Origin of the sequence: Kitasatospora sp. NPDC005748, assembly GCF_040630735.1 — a bacterium.
In the GTDB taxonomy this organism is placed as follows: domain Bacteria; phylum Actinomycetota; class Actinomycetes; order Streptomycetales; family Streptomycetaceae; genus Kitasatospora.
In genome coordinates this window covers 1-20,682 of the sequence record NZ_JBEXYD010000055.1, presented here as the reverse complement: position 1 = coordinate 20,682, position 20,682 = coordinate 1, and the positions used below count along the sequence as shown (strand labels likewise).

At 74.4% G+C, this 20,682-nt stretch carries 18 protein-coding genes; 5 read left to right on the top strand and 13 right to left on the bottom strand.

Annotated features, from left to right (window positions below):
• The first annotated feature begins 385 nt into the window (after positions 1-385).
• Entirely contained in the window at positions 386-2,752 is a 2,367-nt protein-coding gene (locus ABZ495_RS29190) for an ATP-binding domain-containing protein (protein WP_359838858.1), read from the top strand.
• A gap of 60 nt (positions 2,753-2,812) precedes the next feature.
• On the opposite strand, the gene ABZ495_RS29185 is transcribed toward ABZ495_RS29190, so the two are convergent.
• Entirely contained in the window at positions 2,813-3,796 is a 984-nt protein-coding gene (locus ABZ495_RS29185) for an aldo/keto reductase (RefSeq protein WP_359838856.1), read from the bottom strand.
• A 129-nt stretch (positions 3,797-3,925) separates the two neighbouring features.
• Positions 3,926-4,861, bottom strand: coding sequence for an NADP-dependent oxidoreductase (locus tag ABZ495_RS29180; RefSeq protein ID WP_359838891.1), 936 nt, complete (start codon positions 4,859-4,861; stop codon positions 3,926-3,928).
• Positions 4,862-4,941: 80 nt separating this feature from the next.
• Between ABZ495_RS29180 and ABZ495_RS29175 the strand changes: the two genes are divergently transcribed.
• Positions 4,942-5,898 (top strand): helix-turn-helix domain-containing protein, encoded by a 957-nt coding sequence (locus tag ABZ495_RS29175; RefSeq protein WP_329491476.1) that lies wholly within the window; start codon positions 4,942-4,944, stop codon positions 5,896-5,898.
• Here the strand turns inward: ABZ495_RS29175 and ABZ495_RS29170 are convergent.
• The 3 genes from ABZ495_RS29170 to ABZ495_RS29160 form a co-directional block, all read right to left on the bottom strand.
• Complete coding sequence (locus ABZ495_RS29170; protein ID WP_329491475.1) at positions 5,874-6,164, bottom strand: WhiB family transcriptional regulator; 291 nt, start codon at positions 6,162-6,164, stop codon at positions 5,874-5,876. The genes ABZ495_RS29175 and ABZ495_RS29170 overlap by 25 nt on opposite strands.
• Positions 6,165-6,296: 132 nt before the next feature.
• A complete protein-coding gene (locus ABZ495_RS29165; RefSeq protein WP_359838854.1) occupies positions 6,297-6,668 on the bottom strand; it encodes a PRC-barrel domain containing protein in 372 nt (123 codons plus the stop codon).
• 127 nt (positions 6,669-6,795) lie between these two features.
• Positions 6,796-8,448 carry an AMP-binding protein gene (locus ABZ495_RS29160; RefSeq protein WP_359838852.1) on the bottom strand — a complete coding sequence of 551 codons (1,653 nt, stop codon included), beginning with the start codon at positions 8,446-8,448 and terminating at the stop codon, positions 6,796-6,798.
• Positions 8,449-8,852: 404 nt separating this feature from the next.
• On the opposite strand from ABZ495_RS29160, the gene ABZ495_RS29155 reads away from it, so the two are divergent.
• Together ABZ495_RS29155 and ABZ495_RS29150 are read left to right on the top strand one after the other, a co-directional pair.
• Positions 8,853-10,016 carry a peptidoglycan recognition family protein gene (locus ABZ495_RS29155; RefSeq protein WP_359838850.1) on the top strand — a complete coding sequence of 388 codons (1,164 nt, stop codon included), beginning with the start codon at positions 8,853-8,855 and terminating at the stop codon, positions 10,014-10,016.
• Positions 10,017-10,084: 68 nt separating this feature from the next.
• A complete protein-coding gene (locus tag ABZ495_RS29150; protein WP_359838848.1) occupies positions 10,085-10,972 on the top strand; it encodes an NAD-dependent protein deacetylase in 888 nt (295 codons plus the stop codon).
• Between the two features lie 22 nt (positions 10,973-10,994).
• Here ABZ495_RS29150 and ABZ495_RS29145 read toward each other — a convergent pair whose 3' ends face one another.
• Together ABZ495_RS29145 and ABZ495_RS29140 are read right to left on the bottom strand one after the other, a co-directional pair.
• Complete coding sequence (locus ABZ495_RS29145; RefSeq protein WP_359838846.1) at positions 10,995-12,392, bottom strand: M20/M25/M40 family metallo-hydrolase; 1,398 nt, start codon at positions 12,390-12,392, stop codon at positions 10,995-10,997.
• A 193-nt stretch (positions 12,393-12,585) separates the two neighbouring features.
• The gene (locus tag ABZ495_RS29140) at positions 12,586-13,497 is read right to left on the bottom strand and encodes a glutaminase (protein WP_359838889.1); all 912 of its coding nucleotides are present in this window, start codon (positions 13,495-13,497) and stop codon (positions 12,586-12,588) included.
• Positions 13,498-13,608: 111 nt separating this feature from the next.
• Between ABZ495_RS29140 and ABZ495_RS29135 the strand changes: the two genes are divergently transcribed.
• A complete protein-coding gene (locus tag ABZ495_RS29135) occupies positions 13,609-14,445 on the top strand; it encodes a DUF1963 domain-containing protein (RefSeq protein ID WP_359804817.1) in 837 nt (278 codons plus the stop codon).
• 39 nt (positions 14,446-14,484) lie between these two features.
• Here ABZ495_RS29135 and ABZ495_RS29130 read toward each other — a convergent pair whose 3' ends face one another.
• The 6 genes from ABZ495_RS29130 to ABZ495_RS29105 all read right to left on the bottom strand — a co-directional run.
• Positions 14,485-15,492 carry an LLM class flavin-dependent oxidoreductase gene (locus ABZ495_RS29130; RefSeq protein ID WP_329491468.1) on the bottom strand — a complete coding sequence of 336 codons (1,008 nt, stop codon included), beginning with the start codon at positions 15,490-15,492 and terminating at the stop codon, positions 14,485-14,487.
• A 101-nt stretch (positions 15,493-15,593) separates the two neighbouring features.
• A complete protein-coding gene (locus ABZ495_RS29125; RefSeq protein ID WP_329491467.1) occupies positions 15,594-17,045 on the bottom strand; it encodes a GH1 family beta-glucosidase in 1,452 nt (483 codons plus the stop codon).
• A gap of 27 nt (positions 17,046-17,072) precedes the next feature.
• Positions 17,073-17,909, bottom strand: coding sequence for a carbohydrate ABC transporter permease (locus ABZ495_RS29120; protein ID WP_359804813.1), 837 nt, complete (start codon positions 17,907-17,909; stop codon positions 17,073-17,075).
• Between the two features lie 5 nt (positions 17,910-17,914).
• Positions 17,915-18,856 (bottom strand): sugar ABC transporter permease, encoded by a 942-nt coding sequence (locus tag ABZ495_RS29115; protein WP_359804811.1) that lies wholly within the window; start codon positions 18,854-18,856, stop codon positions 17,915-17,917.
• Positions 18,857-18,879: 23 nt separating this feature from the next.
• The gene (locus tag ABZ495_RS29110; protein ID WP_359838844.1) at positions 18,880-20,166 is read right to left on the bottom strand and encodes an extracellular solute-binding protein; all 1,287 of its coding nucleotides are present in this window, start codon (positions 20,164-20,166) and stop codon (positions 18,880-18,882) included.
• 314 nt (positions 20,167-20,480) lie between these two features.
• Positions 20,481-20,682, bottom strand: a 202-nt coding sequence (locus tag ABZ495_RS29105) for a hypothetical protein (protein ID WP_359838842.1), incomplete at its 5' end; no start/stop codon positions are given.

Genomic DNA, 20,682 nt, shown 5'->3' with positions numbered 1-20,682 from the left:
GGGCTCACCGCGCTTCGTACGGGGGTGTCCGACCACTGCGGACGATAAACGGGAAGGAGGTCGACCCACTCCTTTCCACTCCCAACGTATAGCGCACCGGGGGGCTTGCGGCAAGGCCCCCGTCGTACCGCAGAATTGTCCGCCGAGGCCGGGACCTGCGGATATGGAGGCGCAGCCGCCCGGATTCGCGCCCCCGCGGCGCTCGGCGGCACCGGCTTCCGGGTCCGCCGTTTCCCAAGATCATTATCCTGAGTGTCCCCGTCCCGGGCCGCCGGCCGAGCGCAGGCCCCGGCCCCGGGCCTTCCCGTGTCGCACACGGCGGTCCTCGCACCGCCACCCTCGGTCGCCCGGTCGGTCGAGGACCCCTGAGTCAATGGAGCTGGCCATGGTCCCCACGTCGTCGTCCTCGTCCGAACGTCCCGCCGGTGTCGATGCCGGAGCCGGGACCGGGGCGGGCCGCGCCGCCCTGCCCTCCGACGACTGGCGGGCCCGGGAGCTGCGGGCGGAGAACGCCTACGTCGGCCGGCTCTACGACCGCCTGGAGAGCCGGCGCGAACTCGCGACGGCCCGGCTGCGCGCGGTCCACCGCCAGGAGCAGGGCGGCACGCTCCAGTCCCGCCTGGAGCGCGACACCATGGAGCTCCACCACACCCGCCGGCTGGCGGAGCTGTACGCCGCGGAGTACGGGCTCTGCTTCGGCCGGCTCGACACCGCCGACGGCGAGCGGCAGTACATCGGCCGGATCGCCCTCGCGGACGACGACCACGAGCCGCTGCTCACCGACTGGCGGGCGTCGGCCGCGGAGCCGTTCTACCGCGCGACGCCGGCCGCGCCCGGCGGGGTGACGGGGCGACGGCACCTGCGGACCAAGGGGCGGACCGTCGTCGACTTCGACGACGACGCCTTCGCGATGGGCGCCCTGGAGGGCCGGGACGGCTCCGGCCTCAGCGGGGAGAGCGCCCTGCTCGCCTCGCTGACCGCGGCCCGGACCGGCCGGATGGGGGACATCGTCTCGACCATCCAGGCCGAGCAGGACCGGGTGATCCGCTCCGAGCTGAGCGGCGTGCTGGTCGTCCAGGGCGGCCCGGGCACCGGCAAGACCGTGGTCGCCCTGCACCGCGCCGCGTACCTCCTCTACACCCACCGCGACCGCCTGGCCAAGCGCGGTGTGCTGGTCATCGGGCCGAACAGGACGTTCCTGCGCTACATCGACCAGGTGCTCCCCGCGCTCGGCGAGAGCGAGGTCGTGCTGAGCAGCATCGGCGCCCTCTACCCGGGCGTGACCGGGACGGACACCGAGACGCCGGAGGCCGCCGCCGTGAAGGGCGACGCCCGGATGGCGCGGGTGCTCGCCACCGCGCTGGAGGGCCTGCGGCAGCTCCCGGAGGAAGAGGAGCCCTGGACCATCACCGTCGGCCGCAGCTCGCCGCACCAGGAGGAGCTCGTGATCGGCCGGGCGCTCTGCGAGCGGGCGCACGCCGCCGCGCACCGGACCGGCGAGCCCCACAACGCGGCCCGGGCCGCCCTGGTGGAGCGGCTCTCCTCCGAGCTGGCCCTGCGGATCGCCAGGGACCGGGGCGGTGAGATGGCGCTGGACGACGTGGTGGACCTCGCCGACGCGCTCGTCGTCGAGCGCGACTTCCAGGCCCTGGCCGAGAAGCTGTGGCCGCTGCTCGGTCCGGAGCAACTGCTCACCGCGCTGTTCGCCTCCCCGCAGCTGCTCGCGGACGCCATGCCGGACTTCTCCGAGGCCGAGCGCGCCGCCCTGCTGCGCGAGCGGCCCGGTCCGGACGAGCCGGCCGCTCCCTGGACCACCGACGACGTGCCGCTGCTCGACGAGGCCGCCGAACTCCTCGGCCCGCTGCCGGGCAGCGCCGTCACCCGCCGGGCCGACGCCGCCGCCGAGGCCGAGCGGCTGGAGTTCGCCAAGGTCGTCCTGGAGGACTTCGGCGCGGGGCTGGCCGAGATCGACGCGGAGCTGCTGACGCGCCAGTACCAGGGCGAGGGCGAGTTCCGGCCGCTCTCCGAGCGCGCGGCCGAGGACCGGACCTGGGGCTTCGGGCACATCATCGTGGACGAGGCGCAGGAGCTCTCCCCGATGGCCTGGCGGCTGCTGACCCGCCGCTGCCCCGGCCGGTCCATGACGATCGTGGGCGACCTGGCCCAGACCGGCGCCCCGGCCGGGCTGAACTCCTGGGGCGAGGCGCTCGACGAGTACACCGCCGGGCGCTGGCGCACGGTGGAACTCACCATCAACTACCGGACCCCGGCCGAGATCATGCGGGTCACCGAGGGCGTCCTGCGGGCGGTCGACCCGGCGCTCACCGCCCCGACCGCGGTGCGCGCCGGCGGGACCGTTCCGTGGAGCCTGCGGATCCCCGAGGAGAACCGGGGCGCGGCCCTGCGCGCCGTCGTCGAGCGGGAGATCGCGGAGCTGGACGGCCGCCGGATGGCGATCCTGCACGCCCCCGGCTTCCCGGTCGAGCTGGTCGACGAGCTGGCCGGGCTGGCCGGTGTGGCGCGTGCCGACGGCCCGGCGTCGCTGGACTCGCCGGTCGTGCTGATGACGGCGGCGCAGTCCAAGGGGCTGGAGTTCGACGCCGTCCTCGTCGTGGAGCCCGACGAGATCCTCGCGGCGCACTCCCGCGGCGGGAACGACCTCTATGTCGCCCTCACCCGCGCGACGAAGAGCCTCGGGGTCGTGCACAGCCGGGAGCTGCCGGCGATGCTGGAGGGCCTGGAGGCCCGCTGAGGCGCGGCTCCCGCGCAGGCGTGTGCCGCCCGGTCGGGTGGCACACCCCTGCGCGGGAGGTCACCAGCGCTCGTGGACCTGGGCGCGGATCCGGCGGTCGTAGAGGTCCCGGACGGCGGCGAGGGTCGCCCCGGGCAGCGGCGGGAGGTCGGCCGCGGCGGCGTTCGCCCGGGCCTGCTCGGGGTTGCGCGCACCGGGGATCACCGTCGTGACGCCCGGCTGCTGGATGATCCAGCGCAGTGCGGTCTGCGCCGGGGTCGCCTCCCCGGGCGCGAGTGCGGCGAACTCCGCCGCCGCCTCGACGCCGGTCGCGAAGTCGACGCCGGAGAAGGTCTCCCCCTGGTCGAAGGCCTCGCCGTGCCGGTTGTAGGTGCGGTGGTCGTCCGCGGCGAACGCGGTCCGCGCGGTGTAGCGGCCGGAGAGCAGCCCCGAGGCGAGCGGCACGCGGGCCAGGATGCCCACCCCGGCGGCCGCGGCGGCGGGCAGGACCAGCTCCAGCGGCTTCAGCCGGAAGGCGTTCAGGATGATCTGGACGCTGGCGACACCGGGCCGGGCGATCGCGGTCAGGGCCTGCGCGCAGGTCTCCACGCTGACGCCGTAGGCGGCGATCCGCTCCTCGGCGACCAGGGTGTCCAGGGCGTCGTACACCTCGTCGTCGGAGTAGACCGGCGTCGGCGGGCAGTGCAGCTGCACCAGGTCGAGCCGGTCCACGCCCAGGTTGGAGCGGGAACGGTCGGACCAGGCAAGGAAGTTGGCGAGGTTGTAGTGCTCCGGGCGCTGCTCGGCCCGGCGGCCGAACTTGGTGGCGACGAAGACCCCGGCGTCCGGGCGGCCCTTCAGGTAGCGGCCGATCAGCTGCTCGCTGCGGCCGTCGCCGTAGACGTCGGCGGTGTCGAAGAGGGTGACGCCGGCCTCGACGGAGGTGTCCAGGACGTCGAGCGCGTCCTCCTCGCGGACGTCACCCCAGTCCGCGCCGAGCTGCCAGGTACCGAGCCCCACGACGGAGACGGGTCGGCCGGTGCGGCCGAGTACACGCTGTTCCATGGGGCGAGCCTCTCACAGGGGCGGCTCACCGGCGGCGAGGCGGCGCGATGCCGCCCGCCCGGCCCGCCCCGAGTGTCGGGGCGGGCCGGGCCGGGCGGCGGTGCGTACGGCCGGCGGTGCGTACGGGCGCTACTCGCCGACGGTCAGCACGACCTTCCCGGTGACCCGGCCGGTGTCACCCAGGTCGTGCCCCTTGGCGGCGTCGGCGAGCGGGAAGACGGCCTCCACGACGGCCCGCAGCTCACCCGCCTCGACCAGCCCGGCGATCGCCCGCATACCGGCCTGGTCGGCCTCGACCAGCAGCGGGACGGCCTCGACGCCCCGGGCCGCGGCCTGCTCGGCGAGGTCGGCGGGCAGCGCTCCGAGCGCGATGCTGATCATCCGGCCGCCCGGCTTCAGGGTGTCCAGCGAGCGGATCGCGGTGTCGCCGCCGATGGTGTCCAGGACGAGGTCGACCGGGGCGATCCGGGTGAAGTCCTCCGTGCGGTAGTCGATCAGCTCGTCGGCGCCCAGTTCGCGCAGCAGCGCGTGCTTGGGGGCGCTGGCCGTGCCGATCACGTACGCGCCGCGGGTCTTGGCGATCTGCACGGCGAGGTGGCCGACACCGCCCGCCGCCGCGTGGATCAGGACGCGCTCGCCGGGCCGGACGCCCGCCGCGTCGACCAGCACCTGCCAGGCGGTCAGCGCCGCCAGCGGGATCGCGCCCGCCTGGACGTGGTCGACCCCGGCCGGCTTGCGGACCAGCGCGCGGGCCGGGGCCAACGCGTACTCGGCGAACGCGCCGACGCCGTAGGGGTAGGGCAGCATCCCGAAGACCTCGTCGCCGGGGCGGTGGATCGTCACGCCCGGGCCGACCGCCTCGACGACGCCGGAGACGTCCCAGCCGAGGACCAGCGGGAGGCGGTCGAGGAAACCGGGGTTCTGGCGGTGCTTCCAGTCGGTGGGGTTCATGCCCGCGGCCCGGACGCGGACGAGGACCTCCGACGGACCGGGCTCCGGGCGTTCGGTCTCGACCTCGCGCAGGACGTCACTGCCGCCGTAGGTGTACTGGGTGATGGCTTTCATGGCGCTCATGCATCCAGGATGCTCCAGCCCCGACCAGCGCGGATAGCGGCCCGAAGGTCATGCTGTGCAAGAATTGGGCCATGCACCGCATCGTCGTCCTGGCCCTGGACGGAGTCATCCCGTTCGAGCTGAGCCTCGCCTCCCGGCTCTTCGGAGCCGCCACGGACACCGAGGGCCGGCCCCTCTACGAGGTGGTCACCTGCTCGCTCGACGGCCGGCCCGTCCGTACCTCCGCCGACTTCTCCATCAGCGTCGAACACGACCGCAGCGCGCTCGCCGGGGCCGACACGCTGGTGATCCCGGCCTCCGAGGAGTTCGCCGGCATCGTCGACCGGGACTCCCTGCCGCCGCGCGTCGCCGAGGCACTGGCGCTGCTGCGCCCCGACGCACGGATCGCCGGGATCTGCATCGCCACCTTCGTGCTCGCCGCGGCCGGTCTGCTCGACGGCCGGGCCGCCGCCACCCACTGGCGGCACGCCGACCGGTTCCGGCGGTTCTACCCGGAGGTCGACCTCGCCCCCGACGTCCTGTTCGTCGACACCGGGCGGATCCTCACCTCGGCCGGCGCCGCGGCCGGCATCGACCTGATCCTGCACCTGATCCGCTCCGACCACGGCAGCGCCGTCGCCAATCTGGTCGCCCGGTGCTGCGTCGTCCCGCCGCAGCGCGAGGGGGGCCAGGCCCAGTACGTGCAACGGCCCGTCCCGGAGAGCACGGACGCCGGGACGTCCGCCACCCGGGCGTGGGCCCTCGACCGGCTGCACGAGCCGCTCCAGCTGACCGACCTCGCCGGCCACGCGGGCATGAGCCGGCGCACCTTCACCCGGCGCTTCCGGGCCGAGGTCGGGCTGAGCCCGGGCCAGTGGCTCACCCAGCAGCGCGTCGACCTGGCCAGGCACCTGCTGGAGAGCAGCGACCTACCGGTCAACCGGATCGCCGAGCGGGTGGGCTTCGGCACCGGCGCGTCCCTGCGCCAGCACCTGCACTCCGCGATCGGCGTGCCGCCGGGCGCCTACCGGCGCACCTTCCGGGCCTGACGCCGCAGGCGCAGGCGATCGCCCTCGCCGAGGCCGCCCCAGACCCCGTACCGCTCGTGCGCCTCCAGGGCGTAGCGCAGGCACTCGCGCCGTACGGGGCAGCCGGCACAGACCTCCTTCGCGGCGCTCTCACGCGAGTCGTGGGCCTCGCCGCGTTCGCCGACCGGGTGGAAGAAGAGACCGCTGTCGGCGGACCGGCAGGCACCGTGCCGCTGCCAGTCCCACCGGTGGTCGAGGGCCCCGGGCAGATGTGCGATGTTCGTCATGGCGCTGACTCCGTCCCTTCGGAGTGTCGTCGGGTGGTGTCGGGTGGTACCGAGACGTGTCGGGTGGTACCGAGACGTGTCGTGCGGTTCGTCCGGGATGGCGACGGGTGGGCGTGCGGCGCGGTGGAGCGCTCAGTACCGCCCGCCGTAGTACGGGCCGTAGTAGGCGCCGAAGGTCTCCAGGTAGGCGATGTCCTCGTCGTACCCGATCGGCTCGAACGTCGGGCCGTTCTTGATCTCGTCCTTCGTCCGGTCGACGTAGACCTTCTTCTCGTCCTGCTCGACGCGCAGCACCGTGCCCGCCGGCAGCAGGACCTGGCGGCCGAAGATCCACGGGCCGGTGTCGACGACGAGGTACTGCGAGCCGGCGTCCGGCGAGTGCCGGTCGACCTTGCCGATCGGCCCGTCGGTCGCCTCCACGTGAAAGCCGACCAGGTCGCCGTCGGCGACGTGGCCGGAGGTCGACCGGAACGCCCAGATGTCGATGTCGCTCGTGTCGCTCATGCCGGATTCCTTCCGCTCGGTGCCGCCCGGACCGTCCCGGGCGGCGCGTCCTCGCACCCCGGCTGCCCCGGACGCGCCGCTCCACACCCTTGGGGCGGACATCCGTCCGATCCGGGCCGAGGGTCCGTCAGGCGTGCCCCTCGGCGGCCGCCGCGGCGAGGTTCAGCAGGACGACGGCCTGCTCGCGCATCTCGACCTTCCGGATCTTTCCGGTGACGGTCATCGGGAACTCGTCGACGAGGTGCACGTAGCGCGGGATCTTGTAGTGCGCGATCCGGCCGGCGCAGAAGGCGCGCAGCCCCTCGGCGGTCAGCTCGGGGGCGCCGGGGCGCAGCCGGATCCAGGCCATCAGCTCCTCCCCGTACGTGGCGTCGGGGACGCCGATGACCTGGGCGTCGAGGACGTCCGGGTGGGCGTGCAGGAACTCCTCGACCTCCCGCGGGTAGATGTTCTCGCCGCCGCGGATGACCATGTCCTTGATCCGCCCGGTGATGGTGAGGTAGCCCTCCTCGTCCATCACCGCGAGGTCGCCGCTGTGCATCCAGCCGTCGGCGTCCAGGACTTCGGCGGTCCGGTCGGGCTGCTCCCAGTAGCCGATCATCACCGAGTAGCCGCGGGTGCACAGTTCGCCGGGGGTGCCGCGGGGCACCGTGCGGCCGGTCCGTGGGTCGACGACCTTCACTTCGAGGTGCGGGCCGACCCGTCCGACGGTGGAGACCCGGCGCTCCAGCGGGTCCTCCGTCCGGGTCTGGACGGACACCGGGGAGGTCTCGGTCATGCCGTAGCAGATCGACACGTCGCGCATGCCCATCCGCTCGACGACCTGCTTCATCACCTCGGTGGGGCACGGCGACCCGGCCATGATCCCGGTGCGCAGGCTGGAGAGGTCGTGCTCGGCGAAGGACGGGTCGTTGAGTTCGGCGATGAACATGGTCGGGACGCCGTAGAGCGAGGTGCAGCGCTCGGCGGCCACCGCGCGCAGGGTGGTCGCGGGCTCGAACCCGGCGGCCGGGATCACCACGCAGGCGCCGTGCGAGAGCGCCGCGAGGTTTCCCATCACCATCCCGAAGCAGTGGTAGAACGGCACCGGTACGCAGATCCGGTCGTGTTCCGAGTAACCGCACAACTCGCCCACGAAGAAGCCGTTGTTGAGGATGTTGCGGTGCGACAGGGTCGCGCCCTTCGGGAAGCCCGTGGTGCCCGAGGTGTACTGGATGTTGATCGGGTCGTCCGGGCCCAGCGCCGCGGCGGCGGCGTGCAGCGGGCCGCGGTCGGCGTGCTCGGCCCGGGCGAGCAGGTCGCTCCAGGCCGGCGAGCCGATCAGCAGGACGTCCTTCAGCGCGGGGCAGCGCGGGGCGGTCTCGGCCAGCATGGCCGCGTAGTCGGAGGTCTTGAAGGCGGCCGCGGCCACGATCGTGCGGATGCCCGACTGCCGTAGGACGTACTCCAGTTCGTGCGCCCGGTAGCCGGGGTTGACGGTCACCAGGACGGCGCCGATCCGCGCGGTGGCGTACTGGGTGAACACCCACTCCGCGCAGTTCGGCGCCCAGATCCCGACCCGGTCGCCCCGGCCGACGCCGAGCGTCAGCAGCCCCAGCGCGACCCGGTCCACCTCCTGGGCCAGCTCCCGGTACGTCCACCGACGGCCGGCCGGCAGGTCGACCAGGGCCTCCCGGCCGGGAAAGGCGCGGACCGCGCGGTCGAGGCTCGCGCCGATGGTGTCGTCCAGCAGGGGCGTGGCCGAGGTGCCGACGGCGGAACTGGGGGACGGGTTGGTCATGCGCTGACTCTCCTGGACTCGCCCGGACGAATGGCGACCGAGTCTATGCAAGGCCGCGCCCGGCGTCATCGCCCTTCCCGCCCGTGACGGTGACGGGACGTCACCCGCACACCCCCTCGGAGGGGACCTCATGACAGGCCGGTTCGACGCCGCGGTCGAGAGGGCCGGGGCCGCCTCGACGGCACGGGGAACGGGCCGGGGATCGGCGGTCGGCGCGGCTGCCCCCGGCCGCCGATCCCCGGTCCGACCTGCACTTTCGGGCAAAGATCACCCCGGATCGTCAGGATGGACACGGTCAATTGTGTACATTCGGCATTGACTGAACTTCTGTCAGCGGGGGGCGCTGCATCCGGGGCCGATCCTCGGGCCCTCCGTTCCCGCACACGCCCGAGACAGGACCGCCCATGCCCCACCCGAAGCCCGCCGTCACCCGGCGCACCCTCGTCACGGCGATCGGTGCCACCGCCGCCGCGCTCGCCGTCACCCCCGCCGCGTCGGCTGCCGCCGGCAGCGGCGCCGGCGCCGGCAACGCCGCGGGCACCGGCGCGGGTGGGGCCCAGCCGCTCGCTGCCCGGACGGCCCGCGTCCCCGAGACCCGGGCGCTGTCCGCGGTGGGCCGCGAGGCCACCACCGTGCGGGCGGACTTCCCGATCCGCTACGTCGGCGTCAGCTGGGACGGCCCCGCCCGCGGCGCCGCCATCCGGCTGCACCGCGACGACGCGACCCGCGGGGCGTGGCAGCCGCTGCCCGCCGGCTGCGCGGGCGGCCCGGACGGCGCCGACCGCACGGTCGGGACCGCCACCGCGCTGATCGCCGCCGACGGCGCGCCCGGCTACGACCTGCGCCTGCCCGACGGGGCCGCCAACGTCCGCTCCGCCGCCATCGACACCGTGCACGGCCCGGCCCGCACGGTCTCGCTCGCCCCGACGACGCCCGTCACCTTCTGCGGGGTCGAGTACCTCTCCCGCGCGGCCTGGGGCGCCGACGAGTCCAAGCGCTTCAAGAACGGCGTGGAGAACTCCCCCGCGAAGTACTACCCGCTGCAGACCCTGACGGTGCACCACACGGACACCGCCAACGCCGACCCGGACCCGGCGGCCACCGTGCGGGCGATCTACGAGTACCACGCGATCACCAACGACTGGGGCGACATCGGCTACCACTTCCTGATCGACGAGGCCGGACGGATCTACGAGGGCCGCTGGTCGGGCGACGACGGCATCCCTGCGCACGACGCGGCCGGGAACGCCGTGACGGCCTTCCACACCGCCGGCTTCAACTCGGGCAACATCGGCATCGCCCTGCTGGGCACCCTCAGCAGCCAGGCGCCGACCGCCCCCGCCCGCGCGTCGCTGACCGCGCTGCTCGCCGTGCTGACCCGCGCGCACAACCTGGACCCCCAGGCGCACGTCACCTTCGTGAACCCGGTCAACGGCGTGACCAAGCCGGTCGAGATGATCAGCGGCCACCGCGACTGGCTGGCCACCGACTGCCCCGGCGGCACGATGTACGCGGACCTGCCGGCGCTGCGCGCCGACGTGGCGGCCGTCCCCACCCCCGGACACTGACCCGGCCGGCCGGGGCGGTGCGGTGGTGTCCCCCCGCACCGCCCCGGCCGCGTCGCTAGGCTGTGGGCATGCCCCTGGATCCGCTGCCCGAGCCGCCGGCGGTCGGCGCGGCCGACCCGACGGACGACACCCTGGGCGAGGTCGCCCGGCTACTGGCCGGCCGGAGCGTGGCGGTGCTGACCGGCGCGGGGCTGTCCACCGAGTCGGGCATCCCCGACTACCGGGGCCCCACCGGTAGCCTGCGCCGCCGGACGCCGATGACCTACCAGGAGTTCGTCGGGAGTCCCGAGGCCCGGCGCCGCTACTGGGCGCGCAGCCACGCCGGGTGGCGCTCGATCGCCGGGGCCCGCCCCAACGCCGGGCACCTGGCCGTCGAGGAGCTGCGCCGCCGCGGCCTGGTGTCGGCGGTGATCACCCAGAACGTGGACGGCCTGCACCGGGCGGCCGGCACCGTGGACGCGGTGGAACTGCACGGCGGGCTCGACCGGGTGGTCTGCCTCGGCTGCGGGCGGGGCAGCGCGCGGGAGGACCTCGACCGGCGCCTGCGCGCCCTGAACGGCGCCTTCCCGGAGGACGGCGCCCTGCGCAACGCCGACGGGGACGTCGAGCTGCCCGACGCCCTGGTGGCGTCCTTCCGGGTGGTGGCCTGCGGGGCGTGCGGCGGGATCCTCAAGCCCGATGTGGTCTTCTTCGGCGAGAGCGTGCCCACGCCGCGCGTCCGGCACTGTTTCGACCTGGTCGACGGGGCGCGCGGGCTGCTCGTCCTCGGCTCGTCGCTGGCGGTCATGTCCGGTCTGCGCTTCGTGCGGCACGCCGCCCGGGCCGGGAAGCCCGTCGCGATCGTGAACCAGGGCTCGACGCGCGGCGACGACCGCGCCGACATCCTGGTCGACCTCCCGCTCGGACCGGCCCTGACGGCGCTGACCGAGCGGCTCGCCGCCGCGCCGCCGGCCTGAGGGACCGCCCGGGCGCCCGGCGTCAGCAGTGGCGCAGGAAGCGGTCCAGGACACGCGTGCCGAACTCCAGGGCCTCCACCGGGACCCGTTCGTCGACCCCGTGGAACAGCGCGGCGAAGTCCAGTCCCGGGGGCAGCCGGAGCGGGGCGAAGCCGAAGGTGCGGATGCCCAGGCGCTGGAACGACTTGGCGTCGGTGGCGGCGGACAGCATGTAGGGCAGCACCCGGGAGCCCGGGTCCTCGGCCGCCAGCGACAGCGCCATGGCGTCGACCAGTCGGCTCTCGAAGGCGGTCTCGACGGCCGGCAGGCTGTTCCACTCCTGCTCGATGCCGGGCCCCAGGAGCGCGGCGACCTCGGCCCGGAAAGCCTCCTCCCGGCCCGGGATCACCCGTGCGTCGATCTCCGCGTGGGCGGTGGAGGGCACCACGTTGGCCTTGTGGCCGGCATCGAAGCGGGTGGTGTTGGCGGTGTCGCGCAGGCTGGCCCCGATCAGCCGGGCCGCGTGCCCGAACCGGGCCAGCGCCGCCTCGGGGTCGCTCTCGTCGAACGGCACCCCGGTGATCTCCGCGGCCCCTTCGAGCAGTTCGCGCACCGCGGGAGTGAGGACGACGGGGAACCGGTGCGACTCCAGCCGGGTGACGGCGGCGGCGAGCCTGGCGATCGGGTTGTCGTCGTGCAGCAGCGAGGCGTGGCCGGCCGTGCCCCGCGCCTTGAGGCGCAGCCAGACCGCCCCCTTCTCCGCCGTCCCGATCAGGTAGGCCCGGGTGGCGTCACCGAAGCTGACGGAGAATCCGCCGACCTCGCCGACCGCCTCGGTCACGCCCTCGAAGAGTTCCGGCCGGTGGTCGACCAGCCACCGGGCGCCCTGGAAGCCGCCCGCCTCCTCGTCGGAGACGAAGGCGAAGACCAGGTCGCGCGGCGGCAGGACGCCGTCGCGCCGGTGACCGCGGGCCACGGCCAGCATCATGGCCACCATGCCCTTCATGTCGACCGCGCCCCGGCCCCACAGGTAGCCGTCGGCGACCTCCCCCGAGAACGGGTGCACGCGCCATTCGGCCGGGTCCGCCGGGACGACGTCCAGGTGGCCGTGGATCAGCAGGGCGCCGCGCTCCCGGTCCGCCCCGGGCAGCCGGACGACGACGTTGCCCCGGCCCGGGGCGCCGGCCTCGACGTAGGTGACGTCGTAGCCGACCTCGGCCAGCTTGGCCGCCACGTACTCGGCCGCCGGGCGTTCGGTGCCCGAACCGCCCGCGTCCGCGGTGTTGGTGGTGTCGAACCTGATCAGGTCGCTCGCCAGGGCGACCACCTCGTCCCACGGCCGCGGCGACGAACCGCCGGGGCCGGTCGGGGCGTTCGCGGACGGGCCGTCAGGCGCGCCGTGGGCGGGCGGCGGGGAGGGCGAGGTGGTGCGCGGCGCCATGCTGGGGCTTCCTCCCTGCTGGGCGGGCGAGCGGGCGGCCGCTCCCCCGGTGACCGGTACCCGTCGATCAGTACCACAGGACCGGGCGCTCCCGGGGGCCGATCGTTCACTCCGGCCGCCGACGCGAACGGATCCGGCGACGCGGCGGGATCCGGCGGTGCGACCGGATCCGGCATGCCCGGCGTGCCCGGCGTCAGAAGACGGACCAGCCCGTGGCCGTCGTCAGCGCGTCCAGGGCCGCGACCCCCAGCACCGAGTTCCCGGCCGCGTCCAGGCCCGGGCCCCAGACGCAGACCGTGCCCCGGCCCGGCAGCACCGCCAGCACGCCGCCGCCGACCCCGCTCTTGCCCGGCAGCCCCACCCGGTAGGCGAACTCCCCTGCCGCGTCGTAGGTGCCGCAGGTGAGCAGCACCGCGTTGATCCGCTTGGCCTCGCTGCGCGACAGCAGCCGCGAGCCGTCGGCGCGGGTCCCGTGCCGGGCGAGGAAGAGCCCGGCCAGCGCGAGGTCCCGGCAGCTCGCCTCGATCGCGCAGTGCGCGTAGTAGTGCGCGAGCACGCTGTCGACCGGGTTGCGCAGGTTGCCGTAGCTGGCCATGAAGTGCGCCATCGCGGCGTTGCGGTGGCCGTGCTGGGCCTCGGAGGACGCCACCGAGTCGTCCACCGCGACGGCCGGGTTGCCGGACTCCGCGCGCAGGAAGTCCCGGACCGCGCCGACGGCGTCGCCGGTCAGCTTCAGCAGCCGGTCGGTGACGACCAGCGCGCCGGCGTTGATGAAGGGGTTGCGCGGGATGCCGTTCTCGGACTCCAGCTGGACCAGCGAGTTGAACGGGTTGCCGGACGGCTCGCGGCCGACCCCGCGCCACAGCTCGTCGCCGCCGTCCGCCAGCGCCAGGGCCAGGGTGAACAGCTTCGACACCGACTGGATCGAGAACGGGTGCTCCCAGTCCCCGGCGCCGAACACCGCGCCGTCCACGGTGGCGATGGCCATCCCGAAGGCCGTCGGGTCGGCCTGGGCGAGGGCCGGGATGTAGTCGGCGACCCGCCCCCGGGCGGGCGCCCCCCGGGCCGCCTCCATCGCCTCCTGGAGGAGCAGCTGGTAGTCCATGTCGTTCACGCTGCCATTGTCGGCCACCCCGCCGGCCTGGACCGACCCGGCCCCCGGGGTCGGGGCCGGGCCCCGATCCCGGCTGTCGGCGGCTGCTTCTAGAGTGGCGCCATGACGCGCCCCAATCCTGTGACCGCCGACGACGGCCGGACGCTTCGACGGCTGATCGGCGACGCCGGCCTCGGACCCTGGGAGGGTGAGCTGATGGGGCTGGCCGAGCACGGCATCGCCCTGGGCCCGCGCCCCGCCGGCCACCGGGGGCCGGAGCCGTTCTCCCGGTGCGGCGGCGTACCGGCCGTGCCGCCCGGCTTCGTCTGGCCGGGGGCGGAGCCGGGGCCGGACGCGCTGCCGGACTGCTTCGTCGCCCAGATCGACCTGGCGGAGGTCGCGCCGGCGGACGCCAACCACCTGCTGCCGCCCCGCGGCCTGCTCTACTTCTTCTTCCCCGGCCACGACGGCTTCGGCGGCCGGGACGCCGTCACCGTGCTGCACTTCCCGGACGCCACCGCCGACGGCACCGCGCCCTACGACGTGGCCTCCGATCCGGCGTTCGCCGATCCCGAGGCGGGCTGGGGCGCCCCGCCGTGGGAGTTCACCGGGCCGCCCGCGCCGCTGTACGCCGCCGGCAAGGCCATGCTGGCGCAGGCCGTGCGGTTCCACGACGATCCCCCGGTCGACCTCCCGGAGGAGGCGGTGGACCGGCTGACCGCGCTGCCGTCCGCCGCCCTGGACGTCGCGCCGCGGCACGGTGCCTGGATGGTGCTGCTCGGCCCCGATCCGGAGACGGACCAGTACGTGGTACCGCCGCGCGGCCGCGGTCCGGAGCGCATCCTGCTCGCGGCGGGCCGCCCGGAGTTCACCGGGTGCCCGCTCTACTACGTCATCCGCGACGAGGACCTGGCCGCCGCCGACTTCAGCCGGGTCGAGGCCGTCACCGTCCAGCACTGACCGGTCCGGGGTGAGGCCGCCTCCCCGGCGGAGCGCCGGTCAGCGCGGGCGGACCGCCTCGGCGAGCAGGCGGTAGGAGTCGAACAGCGCCGCGCGGTCGTACGTGCTGGTGGTGACGAGGAACTCGTCGGCCCCGGTGCGGGCCACCAGCGCGGCGAGCTCGGCGGCGGCCTGCGGCGGGGTCCCGGCGATGTGGCCGCGCAGCGACTGCTGGTAGGCCGCACGCTCGCGCGGGCCCATCTCCCGGCCGAGCACCTCCTCGGCGGGGGCCAGCGGCGGGAACTCGCCGTGGGTCCGGGCGTGGGCGCTCGCCCAGGCCTCGGCGACCAGCAGCCGCTCGGCCTCTTCGGCCGTTCCGGCGACCGCCACCGTGCCGGAGACCACCACGTACGGCCGGGCCGCCTGTGCGGAGGGGCGGAACCGGGCGCGGTAGCGGTCGATCGCGGCCAGCATCCGGTCCTCGCCGCGGACGGCCCCGATGACCAGCGGCAGCCCGGCCTCGGCGGCGATGTCCGCGCCCGCGCCGGTGGCCAGGACGAAGGCCGGGACGTCCAGGCCCTCGGCGGGGCGGGCGTGGACGTCCCGGTGGGTGCGCCCCGACCCGTCGAAGTAGCCGAGCAGCTCGGCCAGTTGCTCGCCGAAGCGGTCCGCGGCGTCCTTGTCCCGGCCGAGCGCCCGCCGGACGCCGTCGGTGAAGGCCACCGAGCGGCCCAGCCCCATGTCGATCCGGCCGGGGAAGAGCGCGGCGAGCACCCCGAACTGCTCGGCCACGACCAGCGGCTGGTGGTTGGGGAGCATCACGCCGCCCGTGCCGACCCGGATCCGGTCGGTGGCCGAGGCCACCGCCGCGGCGAGCACGGTGGGCGCCGACCCGGCCACGCCGGGGACGCCGTGGTGCTCCGACACCCAGAACCGGTGGTAGCCGAGCCGCTCGGCGTGCCGGGCGAACGCCACCGTGTCCCGCAGCGCCCGCGCGGGCTCCTCCCCCCGTCTCGTCCGGGAACGGTCGAGCACCGAGAGGCGGATCGCAGGCGCGGCAGTAGTCACCTCAGCGGCAACCACCACCGTCCGGGACCGCATTCCCGGCGCGCCGGCGCCGGGGTCACCGGCGCCGGGTCACGGCGCGGACCCAGGACGGCGGGCGGGGCTCAGGCCGGCGGGTCGGCCGCGCGGAGCTCGCCGGTGCGGACCACCTCCGCGTACCAGCGGGCGCTGTCCTTGGGCGTGCGGCGCTGCGAGGGGAAGTCCACGTGGACGATGCCGAACCGCTTGCCGTAGCCGTACGCCCACTCGAAGTTGTCCAGCAGGGACCAGAGGAAGTAGCCGCGCACGGGCGCGCCGGCGGCGATCGCGCGGTGGACGGCGGCCAGGTGGGACCGCAGGTAGGCGATCCGCTCGGGATCGCGCACCGCGCCCGAGGGGTCGCCGTAGTCGTCGTAGGCGGCGCCGTTCTCGGTGATCAGCAGGGGCAGGCCGGGCAGCTCGTCGCGGAGCCGGGTGAGCAGCTCGTACAGGCCCTCGGCGTCGACCGGCCACCCCATCGCGGTGCGCTCGCCCTCGGCCGGCAGGAAGCGGATGCCGTGGTCGGCGGGCCAGGGAGAACGCTCGCCGCCGTGGCCGTCCTGGCGCGGGGCCGGGTCGGCCGGGTCGTCGGCGGCGACCACCGTCGGGGTGTAGTAGTTGATGCCGAGCGCGTCGAGGGGGCGGGAGATCTCGGCGAGGTCGCCGTCGCGGACGAAGGACCAGTCGGTGACGCCGGCGGTGTCGGCGAGCACGTCGGCCGGGTAGCGGCCGTGGAACACCGGGTCGAGGAAGATCCGGTTGGCCAGCCCGTCGATCCGCCGGGCGGCCTCGCGGTCGGCCGGGTCGTCGCGGTGCGGGCGCACGGCCGCCAGGTTGAGGGTGAGCGAGACCCGGGCCGTGGCCGGGAGTTCGGCGCGCAGCGCGCCGACGGCGAGGCCGTGGGCGAGCAGCAGGTGGTGGTGGGCGGTGAGGGCGGCGGCCGGGTCGGTGCGGCCGGGGGCGTGGACGCCGCTGCCGTAGCCGAGGAAGGCGCTGCACCACGGCTCGTTCAGGGTGGTCCAGGAGTCGACGCGGTCGCCCAGCCGGGCGGCGGCCAGGGCCGCGTACTCGGCGAAGCGCCGGGCGGTCGACCGGTCGGTCCAGCCGCCGCCCGCGGCGGGGCCGCCACCGGCCGGGGTCTCCAGCTCCTGCGGCAGGTCCCAGTGGTAGAGCGTGGCCACCGGGGTGATGCCGTGCTCCAGCAGCCCGTCGACCAGCCGGTCGTAGAAGTCGAGCCCGGCCTTGTTGACCGGGCCGCTGCCGCCGGGCTGGACGCGCGGCCAGGCGATCGAGAAGCGGTAGGCGGGCAGGCCGAGTTCGGCCATCAGCGCGATGTCCTCGCGGAACCGGTGGTAGTGGTCGGTCGCGATGTCACCGGTGTCGCCGTTGCGGACCTTGCCGGGCGTCCGGCTGAAGGTGTCCCAGATGGACGGGGTGCGGCCGTCCTCCCCGGCGGCGCCCTCGATCTGGTAGGCGGCGGTGGCCGCGCCCCAGAGGAAGTCGGCGGGGAACACGAGGGGTCGGGCGTGGTCGGTCATGTCACCTTCCGGTGGTGTGGGTCGGGGTCAGCCCTTGACGGCGCCCTGCATGATGCCGCCGACGATCTGCCGGCCGAGGACGCCGAAGACCAGCAGGACGGGGAGCGTGCCGATCAGGGTGCCGGCCATGACGATCGACTGGTCGGGAACGTACCCCTGCCCCAGGGACTTCAACGCGACCTGCACGGTGGGGTTCTGCGAGCTGAGGGCGACGACCGGCCAGAAGAAGTCGTTCCAGGTGGCCATGAAGGTCAGCATGCCCAGCACCGCCATGCCCGGGCGGGCGGCCGGGAGCACGATCGAACGGAAGATCCGCAGCAGCGAGGCGCCGTCGACGCGGCCGGCCTCGACCAGTTCGTCCGGCAGCGCCTGGACCAGGTACTGCCGCATGAAGAACACCCCGAAGGCCGAGACCAGCGAGGGCAGGATCACCGACGGCAGGGTGTTCTGCAGGTCGAGCCGGACGATCACCATGAACAGCGGGATCACGCCGAGCTGCGGCGGGATCATCATGGTGGCGACGGTGACCGCCAGCAGCAGGCCGCGGCCGCGGAAGCGCAGTTTGGCGAAGGCGAAGCCGGCCAGCGTCGAGGAGAGCACCACCCCGGCCGTGACGGTGGCCGCGACGATCAGCGAGTTCAGCAGCGCGTCGCCGATCGCCGCCTGCTCCAGCGCCGCGCCGATGTTGTGCAGCAGGTTCGGTCCGGGGGTCAGTGCCGGTGAGGCCGAGCTGAGTTCGGCGTTGGAGCGGCTGGCGGCCACCAGCGTCCAGTAGAAGGGGAAGGCGAACGCCAGGGTGGCGGTGATCAGCACCACGTGGACGAGCGGGCCGCCGTGCAGCGGGGAGCGCGGGTTCGGTCGCATGCGGGTCACCGGTCCGTACGGTTGCGCCGGGCGGCGATCGCCGCGTTCAGCAGGGCGAGGACGACGATCAGCAGGAACATCACCCAGGCCACCGCGGCCGCGCGCCCGAGGTGGAAGAAGCTCCAGCCCTGCTCGTAGAGGTAGAGGCCGAGGGTCTGGTACTGGTGGGAGATCCCGCCGCCGGCGTTTCCCTCGTAGAGCAGCGGTTCGCCGAACAGCTGGGTGGCGCCGATGGTCGACACCACCACGGTGAAGACGATGGTGGGGCGCAGGCCGGGGACGGTGACGTGGCGGAACTGCTGCCACCGGGAGGCCCCGTCGACCGCCGCCGACTCGTAGAGCTCGCCGGGGATCGCCTGCATGCCGGCCAGGTAGATCAGCGCGTTGTACCCCGTCCACCGCCAGGTGACGATCGCGGAGACGCCGAACTGCGAGGCCCAGGTGCCCGCCTGCCAGTCCACCGGGCTCAGGCCGGCCTGGCCCAGCACCCAGTTGATCAGGCCGTAGTCCCGCCCGAAGAGCTGGGCGAAGACCAGCGTGGCGGCCGCCACCGAGGTCGCGTACGGCAGCAGCATCGCGACCCGGTAGAAGGACCGGCCGCGCAGCCGGTAGTTGAGCAGGTGGGCCAGGCCCAGTGCCATCAGCAGCTGGGGCACGGTGGAGAGCACCCCGATGGTGAAGGTGTTGCGCAGCGCGTTCCAGAAGAACGGGTCCGCCAGCAGGCGGGTGTAGTTCTGCGCGCCGACCCAGTCCATCCGGTCGGTGGTCTGCAACTCGACCCGGTGGAGCGAGACATAGGCGGTGTAGAGCAGCGGGAAGAGCCCGAAGGCGGCGAACAGGACGAAGAACGGGGCGAGGAAGCCGTAGGGCGCGAGCCGGCCGGCCCGGCGGGCCCGGGGCTTCGCCGGGTCGGCCGCGGGCAGGCGGGCGGCGGAGGTGATGGCCATCGTGGTGATCTGCCGATACCTCGTCAGTTTCCGTTGGCCTTCGCGATGTTGTCCATCGCGTGCTTCCAGGCCGTGTCCGGGGCGGTGCCGGTCCGCTCGACCTCGCCCAGGGCGTCGGTGAAGGCCTTGCCGATCACGCCGTCGTCCACGCCGAGCACCTGGGCCGGCATGGCGGCCGCCGACTCGCTGAAGATCCGGCCGATCGGCGCGTTGTTGAAGTACGGGTCGGTCACGTCCTTGATGGCGGCCTGCGCGCCGGTGGACGACGGGAAGGAGCCCTGCTTCGTGAAGAGGGTGGTCTGCTGCTCCTTGGCGGTCAGCCAGGCGATCAGCGCGGCGGCCTCCTTGGGGTGCTTGGCCGTCCTGGGCACGGCGAGGTAGGAGCCGCCCCAGTTGCCCGTCCGGCCGGGGCCGGGGGCGACGTCCCAGCTGCCCGAACCGGCCTCGCCCGCCTGGCCCTTGATGTAGCCGAGCATCCAGGCGGGGCAGCTCAGGGTGGCGAACTTCCCGGTGCTGAAGGCCTTGTTCCACTCCGGGGTCCACTGCGGGAGCTTCGCGCTCAGCCCGTCCGCGACCAGCCGGCCGGCGTCGGCCCAGGCGGTCCGCACGGCCTGGCTGCTGTCGAAGACCGGCTTGCCGCTCTCGTCGGCGTAGCGCACCTTCTGCTGGCCGACCTCGGCGGTGAAGAGCCCGGCCGCACTGTCCGTCCAGGTGTTGCCGGCGCCGGCCGTGGCCACGTACTGCTTGCCGAGGTCCAGGTAGCCCTGCCAGGTCGACCAGCGCTGGGCCAGCTCGGTGCGGTCAGTGGGCAGGCCGGCCGCCTTGAACAGGTCGGTGCGGTAGCAGATCGCCTCCGGGCCGATGTCGGTACCGGCCCCGAGGACCCGGCCGTCGGCGGTCTTCACCGCGGCGCCCTTCCAGGGCACCAGTTCGTCGTTGACCGAGCCGAGCCCGAGGGTCTTCAGGTCGGTGAACTTGTCGGCCTGCTTCTGCAGCACGCTCGCCACCCGGCCGACCTCCAGCCCCTGGATGTCGGCCAGTCCGCCGCCGCCCGCGAGCTTGGTCTGCAGGGCCTGCCAGTACTGGCCCTCGTCCTGGGTGTCGGTCTGCTTGACCGTGACGTTGGGGTGCAGCTTCATGTACTCCTCGTAGAGGCCGCTCTCCTTGAAGCCGAAGGTGCCGAAGAGGTCGACGGTGATGGTCACTTTGCCGTCGGCGGCGTCGGCCGATCCGGCGGAGCTGCCGCAGGCGGTGAGCAGGAGGGTGGCGGCGAGGGCGGTGCTGGCGAGCACGGCGGCGGAGCGGCGCATGAGGACTCCCTGGCGGGGCGGGTGGGGTGCGGTTCGGGCGGCGCGGGGCGAGCGGGGGTGTGGGGGTGCGCGGACGAGGGGCGCGGGGCGGTGCGTCGAACGGGTTCTGAGAGCGCTCTTGAGAGCGCTCTCAGTGCGTTGAGAGGAGAGTGCCGTGCGGGCGGCGCGATGGTCAAGAGGCCGAAACCCGAACGTAATCTCCGGGATATCGTCGACCCGCGTTCAGGCCTTGAACGCGGGGGTGGAAAGGGTTACTCCGGCGGGACAGCGAAGCGCCCGACCGCCCAGGCCCCGGCCGGTCAGGTGCCCGCCGGTCAGGTCCAGCCCGTCCGGCCGAGGCCGGTCAGGCCGAGGCGCGCAGGACCAGCCGGGTGGGGGTGATCACGGAGGTGGGGCCCCCGGGGCGCAGACCCGACGGGAGCGCGCAGGCCGTCCAGGTCGCGCATCGACGCGCCGGCGTTGAAGTCGCCCGAGACGAGCACCTGGTGGGGGTTGCCGGCGAGGTCCCGCTCCAGG

Excerpts from the sequence above, each read along its gene's own strand:
- ABZ495_RS29190 (WP_359838858.1), top strand. The coding sequence starts at position 386 with ATGGTCCCCACGTCGTCGTCCTCGTCCGAACGTCCCGCCGGTGTCGAT.
- ABZ495_RS29185 (WP_359838856.1), bottom strand. The coding sequence starts at position 3,796 with ATGGAACAGCGTGTACTCGGCCGCACCGGCCGACCCGTCTCCGTCGTG.
- ABZ495_RS29180 (WP_359838891.1), bottom strand. The coding sequence starts at position 4,861 with ATGAAAGCCATCACCCAGTACACCTACGGCGGCAGTGACGTCCTGCGC.
- ABZ495_RS29175 (WP_329491476.1), top strand. The coding sequence starts at position 4,942 with ATGCACCGCATCGTCGTCCTGGCCCTGGACGGAGTCATCCCGTTCGAG.
- ABZ495_RS29170 (WP_329491475.1), bottom strand. The coding sequence starts at position 6,164 with ATGACGAACATCGCACATCTGCCCGGGGCCCTCGACCACCGGTGGGAC.
- ABZ495_RS29165 (WP_359838854.1), bottom strand. The coding sequence starts at position 6,668 with ATGAGCGACACGAGCGACATCGACATCTGGGCGTTCCGGTCGACCTCC.
- ABZ495_RS29160 (WP_359838852.1), bottom strand. The coding sequence starts at position 8,448 with ATGACCAACCCGTCCCCCAGTTCCGCCGTCGGCACCTCGGCCACGCCC.
- ABZ495_RS29155 (WP_359838850.1), top strand. The coding sequence starts at position 8,853 with ATGCCCCACCCGAAGCCCGCCGTCACCCGGCGCACCCTCGTCACGGCG.
- ABZ495_RS29150 (WP_359838848.1), top strand. The coding sequence starts at position 10,085 with ATGCCCCTGGATCCGCTGCCCGAGCCGCCGGCGGTCGGCGCGGCCGAC.
- ABZ495_RS29145 (WP_359838846.1), bottom strand. The coding sequence starts at position 12,392 with ATGGCGCCGCGCACCACCTCGCCCTCCCCGCCGCCCGCCCACGGCGCG.
- ABZ495_RS29140 (WP_359838889.1), bottom strand. The coding sequence starts at position 13,497 with ATGGACTACCAGCTGCTCCTCCAGGAGGCGATGGAGGCGGCCCGGGGG.
- ABZ495_RS29135 (WP_359804817.1), top strand. The coding sequence starts at position 13,609 with ATGACGCGCCCCAATCCTGTGACCGCCGACGACGGCCGGACGCTTCGA.
- ABZ495_RS29125 (WP_329491467.1), bottom strand. The coding sequence starts at position 17,045 with ATGACCGACCACGCCCGACCCCTCGTGTTCCCCGCCGACTTCCTCTGG.
- ABZ495_RS29120 (WP_359804813.1), bottom strand. The coding sequence starts at position 17,909 with ATGCGACCGAACCCGCGCTCCCCGCTGCACGGCGGCCCGCTCGTCCAC.
- ABZ495_RS29115 (WP_359804811.1), bottom strand. The coding sequence starts at position 18,856 with ATGGCCATCACCTCCGCCGCCCGCCTGCCCGCGGCCGACCCGGCGAAG.
- ABZ495_RS29110 (WP_359838844.1), bottom strand. The coding sequence starts at position 20,166 with ATGCGCCGCTCCGCCGCCGTGCTCGCCAGCACCGCCCTCGCCGCCACC.